We start from the raw sequence: 16,958 nt of genomic DNA, 5'->3' as shown, positions 1-16,958 counted from the left end.
TACAAAATATTTATATGTCCTTATATTATATCTATAAATCTCACAAAAATCTAACAAAAATATATAATCAAAAAAATATTTAAATTTTGTAAAGAAAATGAGTATTTTGGAAACAAAAATTATATAAAAGATAAATATTTAAGGTGGAAAACCACCTTAAATTTATTTACTAAATGCTTTTTCTACACTAATTGGGAATGCTTGATATCCCATTGTATCATGAAGTTGAATTTCAACTGATGGCTCTTTTGCACCCCATTTAAACTCAACTATCGAAGGATGTGGATTTGAAAGCAACAAACCTTTTGCAATATCAATTTTTAATCCACTTGTTGCAAAATATCCAACAATTGAGTTTTTATCTGCTTGATACTCTGTTAATGATGTAACAGGTGAATAAATATCGTGCCCTCTTTGTTTACCCCATTCCCAAACTTGCTCAACAGTCATTTTCTTTTGATCTATTTTATAGACAACCATACGGCTATATTTCATACTAGGAAGTGCTGGTTGCTCCATACCACGACTATCGCCGTTATCAAATGCACTTACATAGATGATATTACCTTTACTTTTCTCATCTATTTTAAATGCAGTGTGTTGAGTCCAAGTATAGTCAAATCCACCTTTTTCATTTTCATATCCAGGGCATTTTGCACCATCTTCACCGCAAGATATTTTTTTACCTTTGCTATCAACTGGAGTTAGAAGTTTGTCTTTAAATTTATCTTTCCAACCAACTGGATTTCCTATTATCCATTTTACTTGTTTATCTCTACCTATTTTAATGATAGCGTTTTGATGGCGACTTGAAATTATAATACTATCATCTTCTGGATCGTAATCAACACTATTAACATGAGCCCAGTTTCTACCAGCACCACTTCCTACAATGTCCCCAAATTGATCATTTTTATCAAGCTCTGCTAACTCTTCTGTACTCATTGTTTTTCCAGCTGAATTTGCATCGATATTTAGACAAACTGCACCTTGATCTAGCACTTTTAAACATCATCTCTATATGGATCTAAAATTTCATAAAGCCTCCAATCATCTACAACATTACCATTTGCATCAACTTCAACGATAACATCGCGAACAGTATGGACATTTTTTCCATCTGGTCTTTTTACATTAAAACTTGCAGCTCTTAAAAAGAAATTTCCATTTGGAGCATCATCCATCGAGTGTGAAAAATCGGCATATGAAGATGGAAGTCTTCTATCAAAAATCTCTCTTCCCATTAAATCATATTTAACATATCTTTGACCAAATCCCCAACTCATAGCACCATCATCATTTTGTTTAAAGCCCATCATTATTCCAGCTTTATAAGCTGAATCTATGTCATACAAATCTCTTATAGGAAGAAGATACCATCTAACTTCGCCTTTTGTATCAAGAATAAAATTTAGTGGAGTTTGATTCCATTCTAATGCTCCACCAGTTGGGTTATTCCAGATGGCTTTTGCTGATTTTGTAGATTTATTTCCTAGATTATTAAAAAAGTATAGTCTATCTTTAAATTCTCCATCAACTTTTTTAACATCAACTGAACTAAATAATCCACCTTTTTGCAAATATGTACCATCAGGATCTACAAAAACAGCAGGAGCATAAATGTCATACTGAGCTGTTTCTTTTATATTTTCACCTTTAAAAATTTTTGTATAGCTAACCTCAACTTTATTTACATAATCAGCATAAAGACCAAATACCGGAATACCTGCGTATTGTTTGAGTTTTTTGTCTGCTATCTTATAGCTTATAGTTTGTCCGCCCTTTTTTGGAACTATAGTAACACTAACATCTTTTAAAGTATAACCTCCATCTTTTATAATTGCAGTTAATGGAGCAATTTTATATGGATTTACTACAACTTCTCCAAGTTTATTTACAACTATATAGTCTGTTTTCGCTCCACTTGGTCCACCCATAGCAAAAGCAGAATTTACACCTACGCTTAACAACATTGCAGCAACAATAGCTGAACTAAAAACTTTTTTCATTTTTTCTCCTTAAAAATTTATTTAAAATTTATAACTAAGTTTTAACCAAAGCTCGTCAAAATCAGTATCTAATTTTTTACCATTAGCAAATGTTTTTTCATCTTCGATTGATGTCCAAACTACCTGAGTAGCAAAGCCTTTTGCTTGTTTAAGATTGTAATTTATCGTTACATTATATCCACTATATTCCCATTTCATATTTGCTGGTATAATTCCAGTATTTTTAACTGGTGCATCGTGATTGCTAAAAAAATATGAAGTATCTACATTTAGTCCATTTATACCTATGTTATCAAAATTATAATTTATACCAAATTTATATGTATCCATTCCTGCAATAAAACTAGCATATGGTCCTCTTATCAATACAGCCGTGTAAGTATTTGCACCAAGTCCTAAACCATAAAGCATAGAATCATTATCTGTCAAGACGCTATGAAAAGCAGAATACAAATCAAATCCTTTTAATTTATAAATTCCAGCCTTTGCACCAAACATCTTTCCATCTAAATTTCCATCATTTAAGCTGCCTTCTACTTCTGATCCAGCTATACTAATATCAACTTTGAAATCAAAATTATCAAAAGGTATTACATAGCTTGATTCACCAAAATACATATGTATATCGCCGTTTTTATTGCCTATGTTGGGAAGTGGAATTTTAACATTATTTGCAAATACATACTGGGTAGTTAGTGTTACATTATCTATTGATTTATTTGAAAATCCAACATATGCAGCACCATCAAATTCATATGATTTAGCAATCAAACCGCCTATTGTAACTCTTTTTCTAAAAATAGGCTCACTTCCAGAACTATCACCCATAACAGAGCTTGTTCTACCTTGAAATCTATCTATATAACCGGCAAATAAAGTAGTATCGCTTAAATCACTGCTTTTTATAGTAGCACCTTGAAAACTCTCTTTGAAAAACCTAGCGTAATTACCGGCAACAAGTGGCGTATTTATAAATTGCCTACCGATTTTTATATCAGTTTTTGAAAGATTATAACCAAGATAAAGCTCAGAAAAAACAACGCCTTTTGTATTTTGTTCGATATCAAACATATCTTTTGCATTTTTATCGCTAATTGGCGCAAAAGACATTTGTGCAGTAGTACCAAAATAAAAATCATAAAAAGAACCTGTTTTATAACCAAGTTCTAAACCAAAATTTGTGATATTTTCATTATTGTATGGATTTGCTTCTTGGGTTCTATCCCAATACCATGCCTTAATCTCGCCCCTAAAATTACCGTTAATCAAAGCATCGCTTAAATTTTCATTTGCGTTCACACAAACAATCAAAGCAACTATTAAACTTAGTTTTTTCATATATTTCCTTAAATGAAAATATGTTAATTAAATTTATATCTTAGTTATTTATGCTATATACTTATTTTGTTGTTTTAATATTTATATTGTATTAATAAATCTAACAAAATTCTCACAAAAAGCTGTATATATAAAAAAATTTATAAAAAATATAAGATTAAAAATATTTTAAGAATATAATTAAGAAAGTTATTTATATAAAGTAAGCTCTTGGGTAATTAACCCAAGAGTGTCATGTTCTAAATTCATAAAGTTTGTTATTTAAAGTTTCTGTCATTTTATTTAAGTGTTCGCAAGCGCTTGCTATCTCTTCTATACTTCTAGCATTTTTGTTTGATATCTCATTGATATTATCTATACTTTTAGTTATATCTTCGATATTTTCTCCATTAGATATATAACTAGCAACTGTTTTTTCGGATACTTTGATAGCCTTTTGCATTACCTCACTCATACTTACCATCTGTTCTCTTGCTTGATTTGCGATATTTGTAAGATTATCCATACTTTTTGCATTATCATTCATCTTTTCACTTGAATCTGTTATAGACTGAACAATGGTATTTATTGTGGCATTAATTTCTATTAAACTGCTTTGAGTTTTTTCAGCAAGTTTTCTAACTTCATCAGCAACAACTGCAAATCCTCTACCATGTTCACCTGCTCTAGCCGCCTCAATAGCTGCATTTAATGCAAGTAAATTTGTCTGATCGGCTATTTCATTTATTGTAGTTAAAATGATTTTAACTTGCTCTGCGTCTTTACACAATTGATCCATTCTTTGCGCAAGTTCTGTTTCTGTATTTGCACTTTGTTGAATTTTTTCAGTTAATGCCACAATAGAACTACTTGTTTCATTTATATATTCATTTGCTTTTGTTAAATCTTCTTTTCCGCCTCTAGCATCTTGCATTCCAGCAGTTACAGTTTTATGAATATTATCAACTTTTTGAGTAGTTTGAGACACAAAAGAAGCAGAATCTTCTATCCTTTTACCAGCTTGAAGCGATGTTGAAGATAACTCTTCTGAAATTGATGAGTTTTCAGATGATAGATGTTTTGCATCATCTATCAATTTTCTTAAATTTTCATTAGCTGTTTTTAAAAGTCCCATAGCACTATTTGGATTTTTTGTTTTCACTTCTTGGGCCAAATTTCCATTAGCAAGTTCGGAAACTGCTTTTTCAAGATCAGATGGTTTACCGCCTAAAATTCCATATGTTATCTTTGAACCAACAAAAACAAGAAGTCCTATACAAATAACTGTTATAACTAAAACGATGACAAATATAGCTTGCAACATTTTTAAAGTAGAATTTGCTTTACTAACTTCATCTTTTGTTCTATTTTCCATAAGCACAAAAAAATCATCAAGTGGCTTCATTATTTCTGCTTTAAAATTATGATAATCTTTACTATTTACTAAATTTGATGCTAGTTTATAATCAGGCTCGCCTTTAATGGTAAATTTACCACTAGAGTCTTCAAAAAGACCTTCGGCGGCATTCATTGCTTTTGTTTCTAAAACTACCAAACTATCGGATTTTGCATTTGATTGTTTTAGTTTTTCAAATTCTTGTGGAGTAAAACCATTTTGCTTCATCAAATCATTTAAAGAGATTGTTAAATCGCTATCCGCTCTAGGCTTAGAGTTGCCACCAGCTACAAAATCCCAATATGCTCTGTGATAATCTTGTGGTCTTGGTTTTTTACCATTTCTTATATCAAGCACTGCAAAATATTGATCTTTATATGACTTATCGCCAGTAACAGCATAAGTTCTTACTAATCTTGTTAAATCATCCGAACTTTGCCTTAACTCATCTGCTAATTTATACGATAAAAGCTGCATATCGCCAGAAGCTTTAAGTTCATTTGAAGCAACAACTAGACTATAAAATACATAGCCCAACACCAAAACCGAAACAATTGATAAAACAATTAATACTTTTTGAAAAAGTTTATAAAAAGAAAGCATTTAAAAATTCCTCTTAAATTTTTAATTTATAAAATTTAAACACATAATTAATAAAAATATACTTAATTATTTAATAAAAAATATTATCTTGCATGATTATCTCTGTGAAAACTTTTATAAAGTATCTATTAAATATTAAATTATTTCTTATGCCTATATATTATCTGCAATAATTTTAGTATTTAGTAAAGGTTAAAAAATAAATAAGAGTTTATATTGAAATATTAAAAATATAAATTTAAAAAAGAGTTTTAAGTAAAAAAGTGCCAAAAGGCACTTTATAGTTTATTCGCTGATTAATTCTATATAGGCAAGTTGTGCAGCATCGCCTCTTCTTAGACGAGTTTTTACAACTCTTGTATATCCGCCAGCTCTATTTACATATTTTGGGGCTATTTCGCTAACTAATTTTTTTGTAGCTACTTTATCTTGCAACAGAGCAAAAACAGCACGATCAGCATTAAAATCGCCTTTTCTAGCCCTTGTTATCATTTTTTCTATATAACTTTTTAGTTCCATAGCCTTAGGAAGCGTTGTCTCTATCTTTTCACAATTTATTATAGCTATTGCTAAATTTTTTAAAGTTGCTTTTCTGTGAGACGATGTTCTTCCAAGCTTTCTATAACCATGTTTATGTCTCATGTATTATCCTTCTTTTTTCTTTAAATCTTGAATTTTTTTCTTAAGCTGATCTTTGTTTCCATCAAGAGCATTGCTGCCTATTGCATAGCCTATTTCAGCCATTACGGCTTTTATTTCTTCAAGTGATTTTTTACCTAAATTTTTAAGATCTTTTAATTCATCTTCATTCATTAAAGCAAGTTCACCAATGAATTTTATCTCAGCTCTTTCCAAGCAATTAGAACTTCTTGCACTTAAATTTAAACTTTCTATACCTTCAAAAAGTTTTGAATGCTCTCCTCCATAAGGTGAACCAGCAGTTACATCTGATATATTTAAATCTAAAACTTTATTAAATATAGACATCTGTTTATACATAGATTCTAGTGAATTCTTAAATGCTTCTATCGGTGTTACTTGTCCATCTGTTGCTATAGTTAAGATAATCTTTTCAAAATCAGGATTATCTTCAACCAAAACATTTTCTATATCATAAACTGCTTTTTTTACAGGAGTAAAGAAAGCATCTATTGCTATGTAGTCAGATGGCATATCATCCCTTATAAGCTCACTTGGAACATATCCTATACCTTTTTCAACTATAACACTAAATTTTAATTCAGCATCTTCATTGATAGTAGCCAGATATTCATCTTGATTTACAATCTCAACTTCATCATTGCTCAAATCAGATCCAAGAATTTCTTTTGGACCATTAAAAGAATACTCAACAACGATTCTTTGAGCATCACTTTTAATCTTAAAGCGTAAATTTTTGAGATTTATAATAAAATGAGCAACATCCTCTAACATACCACGCATACTATCAAATTCGTGCGTTACACCTTCTATCTTTATGCCAGTTGGTGCATAACCAACTGTGCTTGTAAAAAGCAGTCTTCTTAATGGATGTGCCAAAGTTACAGCATAACCTTTTTCAAAAGGATAAGCAATAATTTTTGCAACATTTTCACTTACATTTACAACCTCTATCTCTGTTGGCATATAAGCTGTTGTGGTAATTTTTCTCATGAATTTACCTCACTATTATTTAGAGTAAAGCTCTACTATAAATCTTTCCTCAACAGGAATAACTATCTCTTCTCTTTCTGGAATTCTTGTAAAAATACCATATTTTTTATCTTTTTCAACATCAACCCAAGCAACAATGCCTGTTTGATTTGTAAGTTCAAGCGCTCTATTAACTTGTGCATTATCTTTAGTTTTTTCAGCAATCTCTATCTTTTCTCCAGGCATTACTCTATAAGATGGTATATCTAATTTTTTCCCATTAACCAATACATGTCCATGAGTTACAAGTTGTCTAGCAAATCTTCTAGTTGTTGCAAATCCCATTCTATAAACCACATTATCAAGTCTTTGCTCTAAAAGTTGAAGTAATAACGAACCGGTATTTCCTTCTCTTCTAGCTGCTTCTTTAAACAAACCTCTAAATTGTTTTTCGCTGATACCATACATAAATTTAGCTTTTTGTTTTTCTCTAAGCTGTGAACCATATTCACTAACTTTAGCTCTTCTTTGTCCATGTTGACCAGGAGCATATGGTCTTTTTTCTAAAGCACTTTTTCCAGCAAGTCTTCTCTCGCCTTTCATAGACAAACTTGCACCTAATCGTCTTTCAATTTTTTCAACAGGTCCTGTATATCTTGACATAATAATTCTCCTAGTTATTTAATTACACGCGGCGGCGTTTTGGTGGTCTACAACCATTATGTGCAAGTGGAGTAATATCTTTTAAAAATGTTACTTTTATTCCCTCTATAGCACCAACGCTCTTAACTGCTGTTTCTCTTCCGCTACCAGGTCCTTGAACTTTAATTCCAACTTCTTTGATACCGTGTTCTTTTGCCTTACTCATGGCATCTTCAACTGCTTGTTGTGCAGCATATGGAGTTGATTTTTTACTACCTTTAAAACCTAAACCGCCAGCACTACTCCATGCAATAGCATTTCCCATTTCATCAGTTACTGTTACCATTGTATTATTAAAAGTTGCAGAAATATAAACTATACCTTTAGCAATATTTTTCTTTGCAACTTTTTTCTTAGTTACTTTTTGTTTTGCCATATTTCAATCCTTATTTAGCTGCTGCACCGACAGTTTTACGCTTACCTTTTCTAGTTCTAGCGTTTGTCTTAGTTTTTTGACCACGAACAGGAAGACCTTTTCTATGTCTTAAACCTCTATAATTACCTAAATCCATCAAAGCTTTTATATCCATTGCTACGCTTTTTCTAAGATCACCCTCAACCATATAGTGCTCTTGAATCTCTTTTCTTATAGCAGCAGCTTCATCTTCGCTCAAATCAGCAACTCTTTTGTCATAAGAAATTCCAACTGCATCAAGAATTTTTCTTGATGAAAAAAGACCTATACCATAAATATAGGTAAGCCCATATTCAACCCTTTTTTTCTTTGGTAAATCTACACCTGCAATACGAGCCATCTTTTATCCTTGTCTTTGCTTATGTTTTGGATTTTCACAAATTACACGAATCACGCCTTTGCGTTTAATGATCTTGCATTTGTCACACATCTTCTTTACAGAAGGACGAACTTTCATTTTAGTCTCCTAAAAAATTATTCCACTTTGTTACGCAAACTGCACTTAGGTTTAATGAAATTTCTAAGAAAGTATCAAACCAACTGTTTTCAAAATAGTGGTGATTTTAAAAACACTTCTTCCTACAGCTTAGTTGCAAAAGCTATCATTTTACTAAAATAATGCTTTAAATTTACTTATATCTATAAGTTATGCGACCTTTATCAAGACTATAAGGCGTAAGTTCAACTTTTACACGATCGCCTGGCATAATCTTAATATAGTGCATTCTCATCTTGCCAGCAATATGACATAAAATTACATGCTTATTATCAAGCTCAACTTTAAATGTCGCATTTGGCAATGCTTCTACGATGTTTCCATCTATTTCTATTACATCATCTTTAGCCATTATTCCCCTTTCTATAAAATTTATTGAAAGTTTTTATTTTACAAAATTTAAGATTTAAATTTACTTAAATTAAATTTAAAATAAGCTATATTTTAGGTTAGAATTTAAAACGATTTATTTTTATATGTGCTAGTATTATTAAATTTATCATTATAATTTCGCCAAATTTTTATATAAATGCAAAATATATGAAAACAAAATTATTAATCTTTATAGAAATATTGCAAAATTAAATTTAACATACGCACGACATTCCAAAAGTAAATTTATGAAGTTATGACAAATTTGCGTAAAAGTAGTTTAAAAAAGATACAAAGAAATTTAATAAAATCTACCAAATTTTAATTTGGTAGATTTGTAGAATTACACACCTTTTGGAGCTTCAAATGCTGTAAGCTTAGGTGCTTTTTGTGTATATTTTTCTATATTTACAAGTGCGGTGTGTGAGATATTGCCATTTGCAAGTTTTGAGGTCGGTTTATCGATGGTTAAAACATTCGCACAACCATTTTTACAAATGCTTTTTTTAGTAGGATCAAGAGGATCATACCACGCACCCTCTCTTAAAACTATGACATTTTTTGCAAGATTATCATAAATTTTAACTCCGGCCAATACCTCGCCTCTCTCATTAAATACTCTAACCAAATCGCCATCTTTTACACCAATTTCTTTTGCATCATCGCTTCTTATTAAAAGCGGCTCTCTGTTAGCTATCGCGTATTTATCTCTAAGACTTGTCTGATTGAGCTGTGAGTGAAGTCTATCGTTTGGATGAACGCTCATCATATGAAATTTAGCAGGTTTTTTAGCCATTCCAAGCCATTCGGCAGGTTCAAACCAAGTTGGATGTGCTTTGCAATCATCATAAGCCATTTTTTCTATATCTTGAGAATAAATTTCTATAAGACCGCTTGGGGTTCCAAGAGCATTTAAGATAGGATCTTCCCTAAAATCAGCAAATCTAACCCAGCTATCACTTTCCATTGTAGAATTAAATTTAACCGGTTCATTGCTTTCCCACCACTCGTTAAATTCTTTCATTTCAACACCAAGATCGCTTATAGCAAGAACTTGTTTTCTAGCTCCATCATAATACTCTTTTATAAAATCAAACTCATCTTTACCGCCATCTGTATAAACCTCAGCTAAGCCATCAGCATAAGCCTTGCAAAGATCTGTGAAAATTTGATAATCATCTTTTGAGTCAGCTACTTTTTCAACAATTTGTTTCATAGGAGCTATATACATATTTGAATAATCTCCTACCATTGTGATATCATTTCTTTCATACTGAGTTGTAGCAGGGAAAACGATGTCTGCCATTTTTGCAGTTGGAGTCCAATATGATTCATTTACAACGATGGTTCTAGGCTTTCTAAACGCTTTTACCATTGTATTTGTATCTTGATGATGTACAAGAGGGTTTCCACCTACCCAATAAATAAAATCAATCTTTGGATATGTTATTTTTTCACCATTATGATCAATTACTTTTCCAGGATTTAATAGCGCATCAGCTATCCTAGCAAGAGGAAAAGAATAGTTTGTAGCTTTTTGCAACCAACTTTGACCGGTTCCTTTTGATTCAAAATCTGATTTTGCAAGTCCTAGAAATTTACCATTTTCATCATAATTTCCAATACTTCCAGCATTTATTCCACCTATTATACCGCCTTTTGCAGTAGGAGTACCGCCACCACTATAATGATAACTTAATCCAAAGCCACCACCTGGAAGTCCGATTTGTCCTATCATAGAAGCTAGCGTTACAAGAGTCCAGTGAGGTTGTTCGCCATGATCAGCCCTTTGCATACCCCATCCACTCATTAACATTGTTTTATGATCTTTAAAAGTTTTTGCCAAACTCTCTATGATTTTTGCATCAACTCCACATATCTTAGATGCCCATTTAGCATCTTTTACCACACCATCAACTTTACCTGTAAGATATGGAACAAATTTATCAAAACCATAAGTATAGTTTTCTATAAAATCTTTATCATAGTTATTTGTAGTATAAAGATAATAACACATTGCTAACATCATAGAAACATCAGTATTTGGACGAATTGGTATCCATTTTATTTTATCGCCAAAATAGCGTCCTGTTTCATTTAGATATGGATCTATCATATAAATTTGTTTGCCACTATTTTTAAGGCTTTCTAAATATTTTTGTGCTTCTTCTTCATTTGAAGTCCAAGAAATTTTAAGAGTTGAATATGGGTTTGCACCCCATAAAACTACGACTTCTGAATTTGCTAAAACATCATTCCAAGAACTTTGTTGCTCATAAACTTCTATACTTCCTACAACATGAGGCATTATGATTTGACTTGCTCCGGTTGAATAATCCCCAGTGCTTCCTACAAATCCTCCACTCATATTCATAAATCTATGAAGTAAAATTCTTGAATTATGCACATTTCCACTACTTTTCCAACCATAACTTCCAGCAAAAACACCTTGCGAGCCAAAAGCTTTTCTAGTTTTTTTAAGCTCTTTTGCAACTAGCTTAATAGCATCTTCGTATTTAACTTTTACAAACTCTTCTGTTCCCCTAAGTTCAGGTTTTGGACTATCTGGATTTGCTAGATAACTTTTTCTAACATAAACATGTTTTACGCGAGAATTTTCAACCAAATCTTTTGTATAGTTTTGAAGTGGATTTGGATATGGACTTACATTTAGAGCTGATTTTGAGCTTACAATTTTGCCATTTTTGGTTTCAACTTCTAATACGCCCCAGTGAGCAGCTGTTTTAACCTTGCCAGTTTTTACTAAGCTTTTATTTAAATCTTTTGCAAAAACAAAACTAGGCACCATACTTGCTCCACTAAGAGCTGCACTAAATTTTAAAAAACTTCTTCTTTCCATAACTTCTCCTTATTTCTTAGTGGTGTGTTTTTGTAAATACTCAATCACAAGCCAATGATCGCTTTTTTCTATAGGAGTTCTACTTACCATAGATCTAAATAGAGCTGGCCACTGATTTGCATTATACTGATTTACATCATGAAGCGAATGACACATAGAACAGTTACTTTTATAAAGATTAGATGCTTTTTCAAACATAGGTTTTAAATCTTTTTCGAAATCGCCTTTTGTAGTATAAGCAACAACTTTTACTTCATTCCAAGCACCATCTTTGCCTGTTTTTATGGTTTTAATATCAGGTTTTGATGTTTTAGAAAAAGCAAGGGCTAAAATTCTAACCCCATCGCTATGATAAATTATATTTGGACTAGTGGGATTTACAAAACCTTTAATCTCAAATTTAACTAACTTTTTGCCATCTTCTAAGATATTGATTGCATTTGTTGGAAGAAGTCTTCCTGCAACTTTTGTATCGTTTGGCGAAAGATAAACTGACTTAACTTTGTTTGAATACACCGTTTCACTAGCAAATAAACCACATGCCAGAAGTGTCAATACAAGTAAAACTTTTTTCACTATTCCTCCTTAATAAAAAATATTATGGTATTATGAAATAGAGTTTATTAAATTTTACTTAAATTTAATATATGATAAAATTTCTAAATTTTATACACAAATATCATAAACATTACACGATGAGTTTAAAATCTTAACACCAAGAAATTTCTCATATCTCTCTTTTGGATTATGGATATGCCCACAAAGTATAAATTTAGGTTTTACTATCCCTTCGCCCAATGCATTTGTTAGAAATTTATCTCCCAAATCTTTGCAATTATTCAAATCAAACGCACACGCCGAACCAAATGGTGGAACATGAGTTATCAAAATATCACATTTTTTATATTTAGCAAAATCTTTACATCCAAAAGGAACACAACCAAATTTAAGCTTTTTAACATCTTTGATATCATCACAATGGACTCTTTTTATGTCTTTTATCCATTTTGTATCCAAATCGTGATTACCGCTACAGATTAAAATCGGCTTTTTAAGCTCTTTGAAAAACTTTTTAAATGTTTTTATCTGCGTATCTATAGCCATTCTTGATGGTTCATCAAGTAAATCCCCGCTTATACACAAAGCATCGTATTTTAAATCAAGAATTTTTTCCATAAGAAATTTATCGCAATGGATATCACTTGCATGTATTATCAGCATGATTACCCCAACTATAAATTTATAACTATCCTTTTAACTCATCTGCTATCAAAAACGCGAGTTCTAGTGCCTGATTTGCATTTAATCTCGGATCACATTGAGTTTCGTATCTGTTAACAAGCTCATCTTGTGTTAGTTTAAATGCCCCACCTGTGCATTCTGTGACATCTTGCCCTGTCATTTCTAAATGAATTCCGCCTGGATTTATACCTTCGCTTTTTGCGATTTCAAAAAATGATTTTACTTCGCTTAAAATTTTATCAAATTCCCTAGTTTTATAATTGTTTGATGTTTTTACGGTATTTCCGTGCATTGGATCAATGCTAAAAATAATATTTCTTTTTTCTTTTGAAATATTTTTAAATATATTTGGAAGCTTATCTTTTATTTTATCAGCACCCATTCTAATAATAACATTAAATTTACCTGCTTCATTTTGCGGATTTAGAGCATCGCTTAACTTCAAAATATCATCACTACTTCCATCTGGTCCTATTTTTACACCAATTGGATTTTTAACACCGCTTAAAAAATGCACATGTGCATCATCAACTCCACGCGTTCTTTCGCCTATCCAAAGCATATGTGCAGAGCAGTCATAAATTTCCCCCGTTAAACTATCAACCCTAGTAAGTGCTTCTTCATAAGGCAGTAAAAGAGCTTCGTGTGAAGTATAGAGTATAGTTTCGTTTATAGACTGAGTATTTTTTGAGTTTATACCACAAGCTTCCATAAATTTAAGAGTTTGAGATAAATTTTCACATAAATCATGATATTTTTTATCAAGATCTGTTTTTGCTATAAAACCGACATTCCATTTTTGTATCTCGTGCAAATCTGCCAAACCACCGCGTGAAAATGCTCTAAGTAAGTTCAAAGTTGCTGCACTTTGATTATACGCATCTATCATTCTATTTGGATTTGCTATCCTTGAGCTTTCTTCAAACTCAAAACCATTTATGATATCACCTCTGTAACTTGGAAGTTTTATACCGTTTTGTTCTTCAAAATCGCTACTTCTTGGCTTTGCAAATTGTCCAGCAACTCTACCTATCTTAACAACTGGTTTACCGCCGCTATAAGTAAGAACTATCGCCATTTGCAAAATAACTTTAAACATATCTCTGATATTTACAGCACTGAAATTTGCGAAACTCTCAGCACAATCACCGCCTTGGAGCAAGAAAGCATTTCCATCATTCACATCTTTTAAACTATCTTTTAAATTTCTAACCTCTCCTGCAAAGATAAGTGGCGGAAGCAACCTTAACTTTTTTTCTGCGTATTTTAACTCATCAATATTGTCATATTGCGGTTGTTGAAGTGCTCTAAAATTTCTCCAACTATCCATAGTCCATTGCATGCGATTCCTTTTAAAAAATAATTTTATTATACACTACATATACTTAAATATGTTTCTATTTATATTACTAAAAAATAAATTATATCAACTACAAATTAATCATATATAAAGCGGTAATATGTAAAAATATATTATTAGTTGGTATATAATTTATCTATGATTTACAAAAAGAGGAGGACAAGTTGCAAACTCTAAAAAAATTTAAAACTATGGTGTCAAAAGATAGATAAACTAAATAGTATAAATTGGGATGATTTGGATAAAGATATTTTAGAAATTTTACAACCTATAAAAAATGAATTTGAGAAAATTTCACAAGATTTAATCAAAGCTAAAGAAGAATTGGAATTTTATCGACACGCAATTGATTATCTGCCAAATCCAATTTTTATTAAAGATAAAAATGCTAAATTTATGTTTTTCAACAAAGCGTATGAACAATTTTTTGGTATAAAAAAAGAAAATTTTATATCAAAAAGCGTTTTAGAACTTGATTATTTAGCACCTAGTGCAAAAGAAGCTTATCAAAAAGAAGATTTACAGCTTATAGAAAACGCAGATATTAATCACTACTGCTCAACATTTAAAATGAAAACAGGTGAGTCAAAAATTTCACTTTATTGGAGTAAGGGTTTTCATATAAATAATTCTTATCAAAAAGGATTGATAGGAGAAATTATGGATGTAACCAGAGAAAAACAAGTAGAAATAGAATTAATCCAAACCATAAAAAAGCTAGAAATCGCAAATAAAACGATAGAAGAAAACTCTAAACTAGGCGCTCTTACCGGACTTTATAATCGCTCGATATTAATTGACAGAATGCAATTATTTGCAAATCTTTTTGAAGAACAAAATATAGAATTTTGCGTATTGATGGCTGATTTAGACTTTTTTAAAAAAGTAAATGATACATATGGTCATAAAGTTGGCGATGAGATACTTATAAAATTTGCAAAAATTTTAAATGATTCTTGTCGTAAAAATGATATTTGTATAAGATACGGGGGAGAAGAATTTCTAATAATATTTCCTAAAATTACTTTAGAAAAAGCACAAAAAGTAGCAGATAGAATTCTTAAAAATACTGAAAAACAACTCCTTTTACCAGACAATAAACCAATAACTACTAGCATAGGATTAACAAGTTATAGAAAAAATGATAATATAGATCAATGTTTAATAAGGGTAGATGAATTGCTTTATGAGGCTAAAAATAAAGGTAGAAATAGAATTATAAGCAGATAAAATATTTATAAATTTAGTTTAAAATTCAAAAATGAAAATAAAAAAAGAAACTACAAAAGGTCTTATATACGGACTTTCCACATTTATAATGTGGGGAGTTTTTCCTATATATTTTAAACTACTTGAAAATGTCGGTGCTGTTGAAATTTTGGCTCATAGGATAATATGGTCTTTTATTATTTTAATAATTCTTCTTAGAGTAAAAAATAGACTTTCAAATTTAAAAATTATACTTCGTGATAAAAAAATAGTTTTAATGCTATTTTTGTGCGGATTACTAATAGCAACGAATTGGGGAACTTTTATCTATGCAATAGAAACGGATAGAATTTTACAAACAAGTTTAGGGTATTTTATAAATCCACTTTTGTCTATACTCCTTGGTGCTATTTTTTTAAAAGAAAAGTTCTCATTGGCTGCTAAATTTTCGGTATTTTTAGTATTTATTGCAATTTGCATACAAGTTATTTCCATGGGCGAATTGCCTTTGATTTCTATCATTTTACCGCTTTCATTTGCGATTTATGGTTTGCTTCACAAAAAAATAAATGTCCCGTCGTTAGAAGGACTTTTTGTAGAAACAATGCTTATATTTCCAATAGGACTTGCATATCTAACATATCTAGGGATAAAAGGCGATGGCTCTTTTGATTTAAATTTAAACGGAATTTTGTTAATAATATGCGGTTTAGTTACGATTGTGCCGCTTATTACATTTAACTCAGCCGCAATTAGACTAAAACTCTCAACAATTGGATATATGCAATACATTTCACCAACACTCAGTATGCTTATAGCAGTTTTTTTGTATAATGAGGAACTTGGAATTAGTAAAATCATAAGTTTTAGCCTTATTTGGCTTGGACTTTTCATAATAAGTTTTGATAGTATAAAAAGGAAAAAGCAGTGAATTTAGGTTTAATGATAACAATAGCGGCGATGGTTGCCATAGTTATGTATATACAAATAAATAAATTAACAAAAAAGATAGATGAAGATCCAAACGATACTAGCGTGTATAATAAATTCTGTGAAGCTATAAATAACGAGCTTATGGGTTTTAAAGAGCAGTTTTTAAATGACGAGAGTTTAAATTTGATAAGCAAAAGTGAATTTGATAGCAAAATAGATGATTTTATAAAAGAGCTAAAATTTATACAGACTATGAATGCAAATCGCAAAGATAGCAAAATTTGGGAAAACTCGCTTTTTACTTTTTTAGATAAGATTGATAAATTTATAAACACTAATACGAAAAATGGCGAAGAAAATGCCGATAGATTACGAAACAATCTAATGCTAACTTACAAAAAAGAGATGTAGA

Annotated in this window: 15 protein-coding genes and 2 pseudogenes; 3 read left to right on the top strand and 14 right to left on the bottom strand. The window is 30.8% G+C overall.

From position 1 onward, the window contains the following. Nucleotides 1-162 precede the first annotated feature (162 nt). From CSPT_RS00260 to CSPT_RS00195, 14 genes and pseudogenes are all read right to left on the bottom strand, one after another. Nucleotides 163-2,009, bottom strand: a pseudogene (locus tag CSPT_RS00260) (aryl-sulfate sulfotransferase). A gap of 21 nt (nucleotides 2,010-2,030) precedes the next feature. Next, nucleotides 2,031-3,347, bottom strand: a complete 1,317-nt coding sequence (locus CSPT_RS00255; protein ID WP_089181762.1) for an OprD family outer membrane porin — start codon at nucleotides 3,345-3,347, stop codon at nucleotides 2,031-2,033. Between the two features lie 232 nt (nucleotides 3,348-3,579). Then, nucleotides 3,580-4,110, bottom strand: a pseudogene (locus tag CSPT_RS09435) (methyl-accepting chemotaxis protein); the annotation flags it as partial. 1,500 nt (nucleotides 4,111-5,610) lie between these two features. After that, nucleotides 5,611-5,967: a 50S ribosomal protein L17 gene (gene rplQ / locus CSPT_RS00245; protein WP_089181761.1), complete on the bottom strand. Its 357-nt coding sequence runs from the start codon at nucleotides 5,965-5,967 to the stop codon at nucleotides 5,611-5,613. A gap of 3 nt (nucleotides 5,968-5,970) precedes the next feature. After that, nucleotides 5,971-6,978: a DNA-directed RNA polymerase subunit alpha gene (locus tag CSPT_RS00240; RefSeq protein ID WP_089181760.1), complete on the bottom strand. Its 1,008-nt coding sequence runs from the start codon at nucleotides 6,976-6,978 to the stop codon at nucleotides 5,971-5,973. 15 nt (nucleotides 6,979-6,993) lie between these two features. Next, nucleotides 6,994-7,620 (bottom strand): 30S ribosomal protein S4, encoded by a 627-nt coding sequence (rpsD, locus tag CSPT_RS00235; RefSeq protein ID WP_089181759.1) that lies wholly within the window; start codon nucleotides 7,618-7,620, stop codon nucleotides 6,994-6,996. A 22-nt stretch (nucleotides 7,621-7,642) separates the two neighbouring features. Next, nucleotides 7,643-8,035: a 30S ribosomal protein S11 gene (gene rpsK / locus CSPT_RS00230; RefSeq protein WP_089181758.1), complete on the bottom strand. Its 393-nt coding sequence runs from the start codon at nucleotides 8,033-8,035 to the stop codon at nucleotides 7,643-7,645. 10 nt (nucleotides 8,036-8,045) lie between these two features. Beyond that, the gene (rpsM, locus tag CSPT_RS00225) at nucleotides 8,046-8,414 is read right to left on the bottom strand and encodes a 30S ribosomal protein S13 (protein ID WP_089181757.1); all 369 of its coding nucleotides are present in this window, start codon (nucleotides 8,412-8,414) and stop codon (nucleotides 8,046-8,048) included. A 3-nt stretch (nucleotides 8,415-8,417) separates the two neighbouring features. Beyond that, entirely contained in the window at nucleotides 8,418-8,531 is a 114-nt protein-coding gene (rpmJ, locus tag CSPT_RS00220; protein ID WP_033917120.1) for a 50S ribosomal protein L36, read from the bottom strand. Between the two features lie 172 nt (nucleotides 8,532-8,703). After that, complete coding sequence (infA, locus tag CSPT_RS00215) at nucleotides 8,704-8,922, bottom strand: translation initiation factor IF-1 (RefSeq protein WP_033917121.1); 219 nt, start codon at nucleotides 8,920-8,922, stop codon at nucleotides 8,704-8,706. Between the two features lie 363 nt (nucleotides 8,923-9,285). Further along, nucleotides 9,286-11,802 (bottom strand): molybdopterin guanine dinucleotide-containing S/N-oxide reductase, encoded by a 2,517-nt coding sequence (locus tag CSPT_RS00210; protein ID WP_089181756.1) that lies wholly within the window; start codon nucleotides 11,800-11,802, stop codon nucleotides 9,286-9,288. Nucleotides 11,803-11,811: 9 nt separating this feature from the next. Further along, the gene (locus CSPT_RS00205) at nucleotides 11,812-12,378 is read right to left on the bottom strand and encodes a cytochrome C (protein WP_089181755.1); all 567 of its coding nucleotides are present in this window, start codon (nucleotides 12,376-12,378) and stop codon (nucleotides 11,812-11,814) included. 90 nt (nucleotides 12,379-12,468) lie between these two features. Beyond that, nucleotides 12,469-13,023 carry a metallophosphoesterase family protein gene (locus tag CSPT_RS00200; protein WP_089181754.1) on the bottom strand — a complete coding sequence of 185 codons (555 nt, stop codon included), beginning with the start codon at nucleotides 13,021-13,023 and terminating at the stop codon, nucleotides 12,469-12,471. Between the two features lie 25 nt (nucleotides 13,024-13,048). After that, a complete protein-coding gene (locus CSPT_RS00195) occupies nucleotides 13,049-14,386 on the bottom strand; it encodes a class II 3-deoxy-7-phosphoheptulonate synthase (protein ID WP_089181753.1) in 1,338 nt (445 codons plus the stop codon). A gap of 255 nt (nucleotides 14,387-14,641) precedes the next feature. On the opposite strand from CSPT_RS00195, the gene CSPT_RS00190 reads away from it, so the two are divergent. From CSPT_RS00190 to CSPT_RS00180, 3 genes are read left to right on the top strand one after another with little or no spacing between them, the layout of a single operon-like run. After that, nucleotides 14,642-15,634, top strand: a complete 993-nt coding sequence (locus CSPT_RS00190; RefSeq protein ID WP_089181752.1) for a GGDEF domain-containing protein — start codon at nucleotides 14,642-14,644, stop codon at nucleotides 15,632-15,634. Between the two features lie 31 nt (nucleotides 15,635-15,665). Further along, nucleotides 15,666-16,544 carry an EamA family transporter RarD gene (gene rarD / locus CSPT_RS00185; protein ID WP_089181751.1) on the top strand — a complete coding sequence of 293 codons (879 nt, stop codon included), beginning with the start codon at nucleotides 15,666-15,668 and terminating at the stop codon, nucleotides 16,542-16,544. Continuing rightward, nucleotides 16,541-16,957, top strand: coding sequence for a hypothetical protein (locus CSPT_RS00180; protein WP_089181750.1), 417 nt, complete (start codon nucleotides 16,541-16,543; stop codon nucleotides 16,955-16,957). Before rarD ends, CSPT_RS00180 begins: the two co-directional genes overlap by 4 nt. The last annotated feature ends 1 nt before the right edge of the window (nucleotide 16,958 follow it).

Origin of the sequence: Campylobacter sputorum subsp. sputorum (assembly GCF_008245005.1) — a bacterium.
GTDB classification, from domain to species: Bacteria; Campylobacterota; Campylobacteria; order Campylobacterales; family Campylobacteraceae; genus Campylobacter_F; species Campylobacter_F sputorum.
Note: the sequence above shows the minus strand (reverse complement) of the source record. Positions and strands in the feature narration are given on the sequence as shown.

Excerpts from the sequence above, each read along its gene's own strand:
- CSPT_RS00255 (WP_089181762.1), bottom strand. The coding sequence starts at position 3,347 with ATGAAAAAACTAAGTTTAATAGTTGCTTTGATTGTTTGTGTGAACGCA.
- rplQ (WP_089181761.1), bottom strand. The coding sequence starts at position 5,967 with ATGAGACATAAACATGGTTATAGAAAGCTTGGAAGAACATCGTCTCAC.
- CSPT_RS00240 (WP_089181760.1), bottom strand. The coding sequence starts at position 6,978 with ATGAGAAAAATTACCACAACAGCTTATATGCCAACAGAGATAGAGGTT.
- rpsD (WP_089181759.1), bottom strand. The coding sequence starts at position 7,620 with ATGTCAAGATATACAGGACCTGTTGAAAAAATTGAAAGACGATTAGGT.
- rpsK (WP_089181758.1), bottom strand. The coding sequence starts at position 8,035 with ATGGCAAAACAAAAAGTAACTAAGAAAAAAGTTGCAAAGAAAAATATT.
- rpsM (WP_089181757.1), bottom strand. The coding sequence starts at position 8,414 with ATGGCTCGTATTGCAGGTGTAGATTTACCAAAGAAAAAAAGGGTTGAA.
- rpmJ (WP_033917120.1), bottom strand. The coding sequence starts at position 8,531 with ATGAAAGTTCGTCCTTCTGTAAAGAAGATGTGTGACAAATGCAAGATC.
- infA (WP_033917121.1), bottom strand. The coding sequence starts at position 8,922 with ATGGCTAAAGATGATGTAATAGAAATAGATGGAAACATCGTAGAAGCA.
- CSPT_RS00210 (WP_089181756.1), bottom strand. The coding sequence starts at position 11,802 with ATGGAAAGAAGAAGTTTTTTAAAATTTAGTGCAGCTCTTAGTGGAGCA.
- CSPT_RS00200 (WP_089181754.1), bottom strand. The coding sequence starts at position 13,023 with ATGCTGATAATACATGCAAGTGATATCCATTGCGATAAATTTCTTATG.
- CSPT_RS00195 (WP_089181753.1), bottom strand. The coding sequence starts at position 14,386 with ATGCAATGGACTATGGATAGTTGGAGAAATTTTAGAGCACTTCAACAA.
- rarD (WP_089181751.1), top strand. The coding sequence starts at position 15,666 with ATGAAAATAAAAAAAGAAACTACAAAAGGTCTTATATACGGACTTTCC.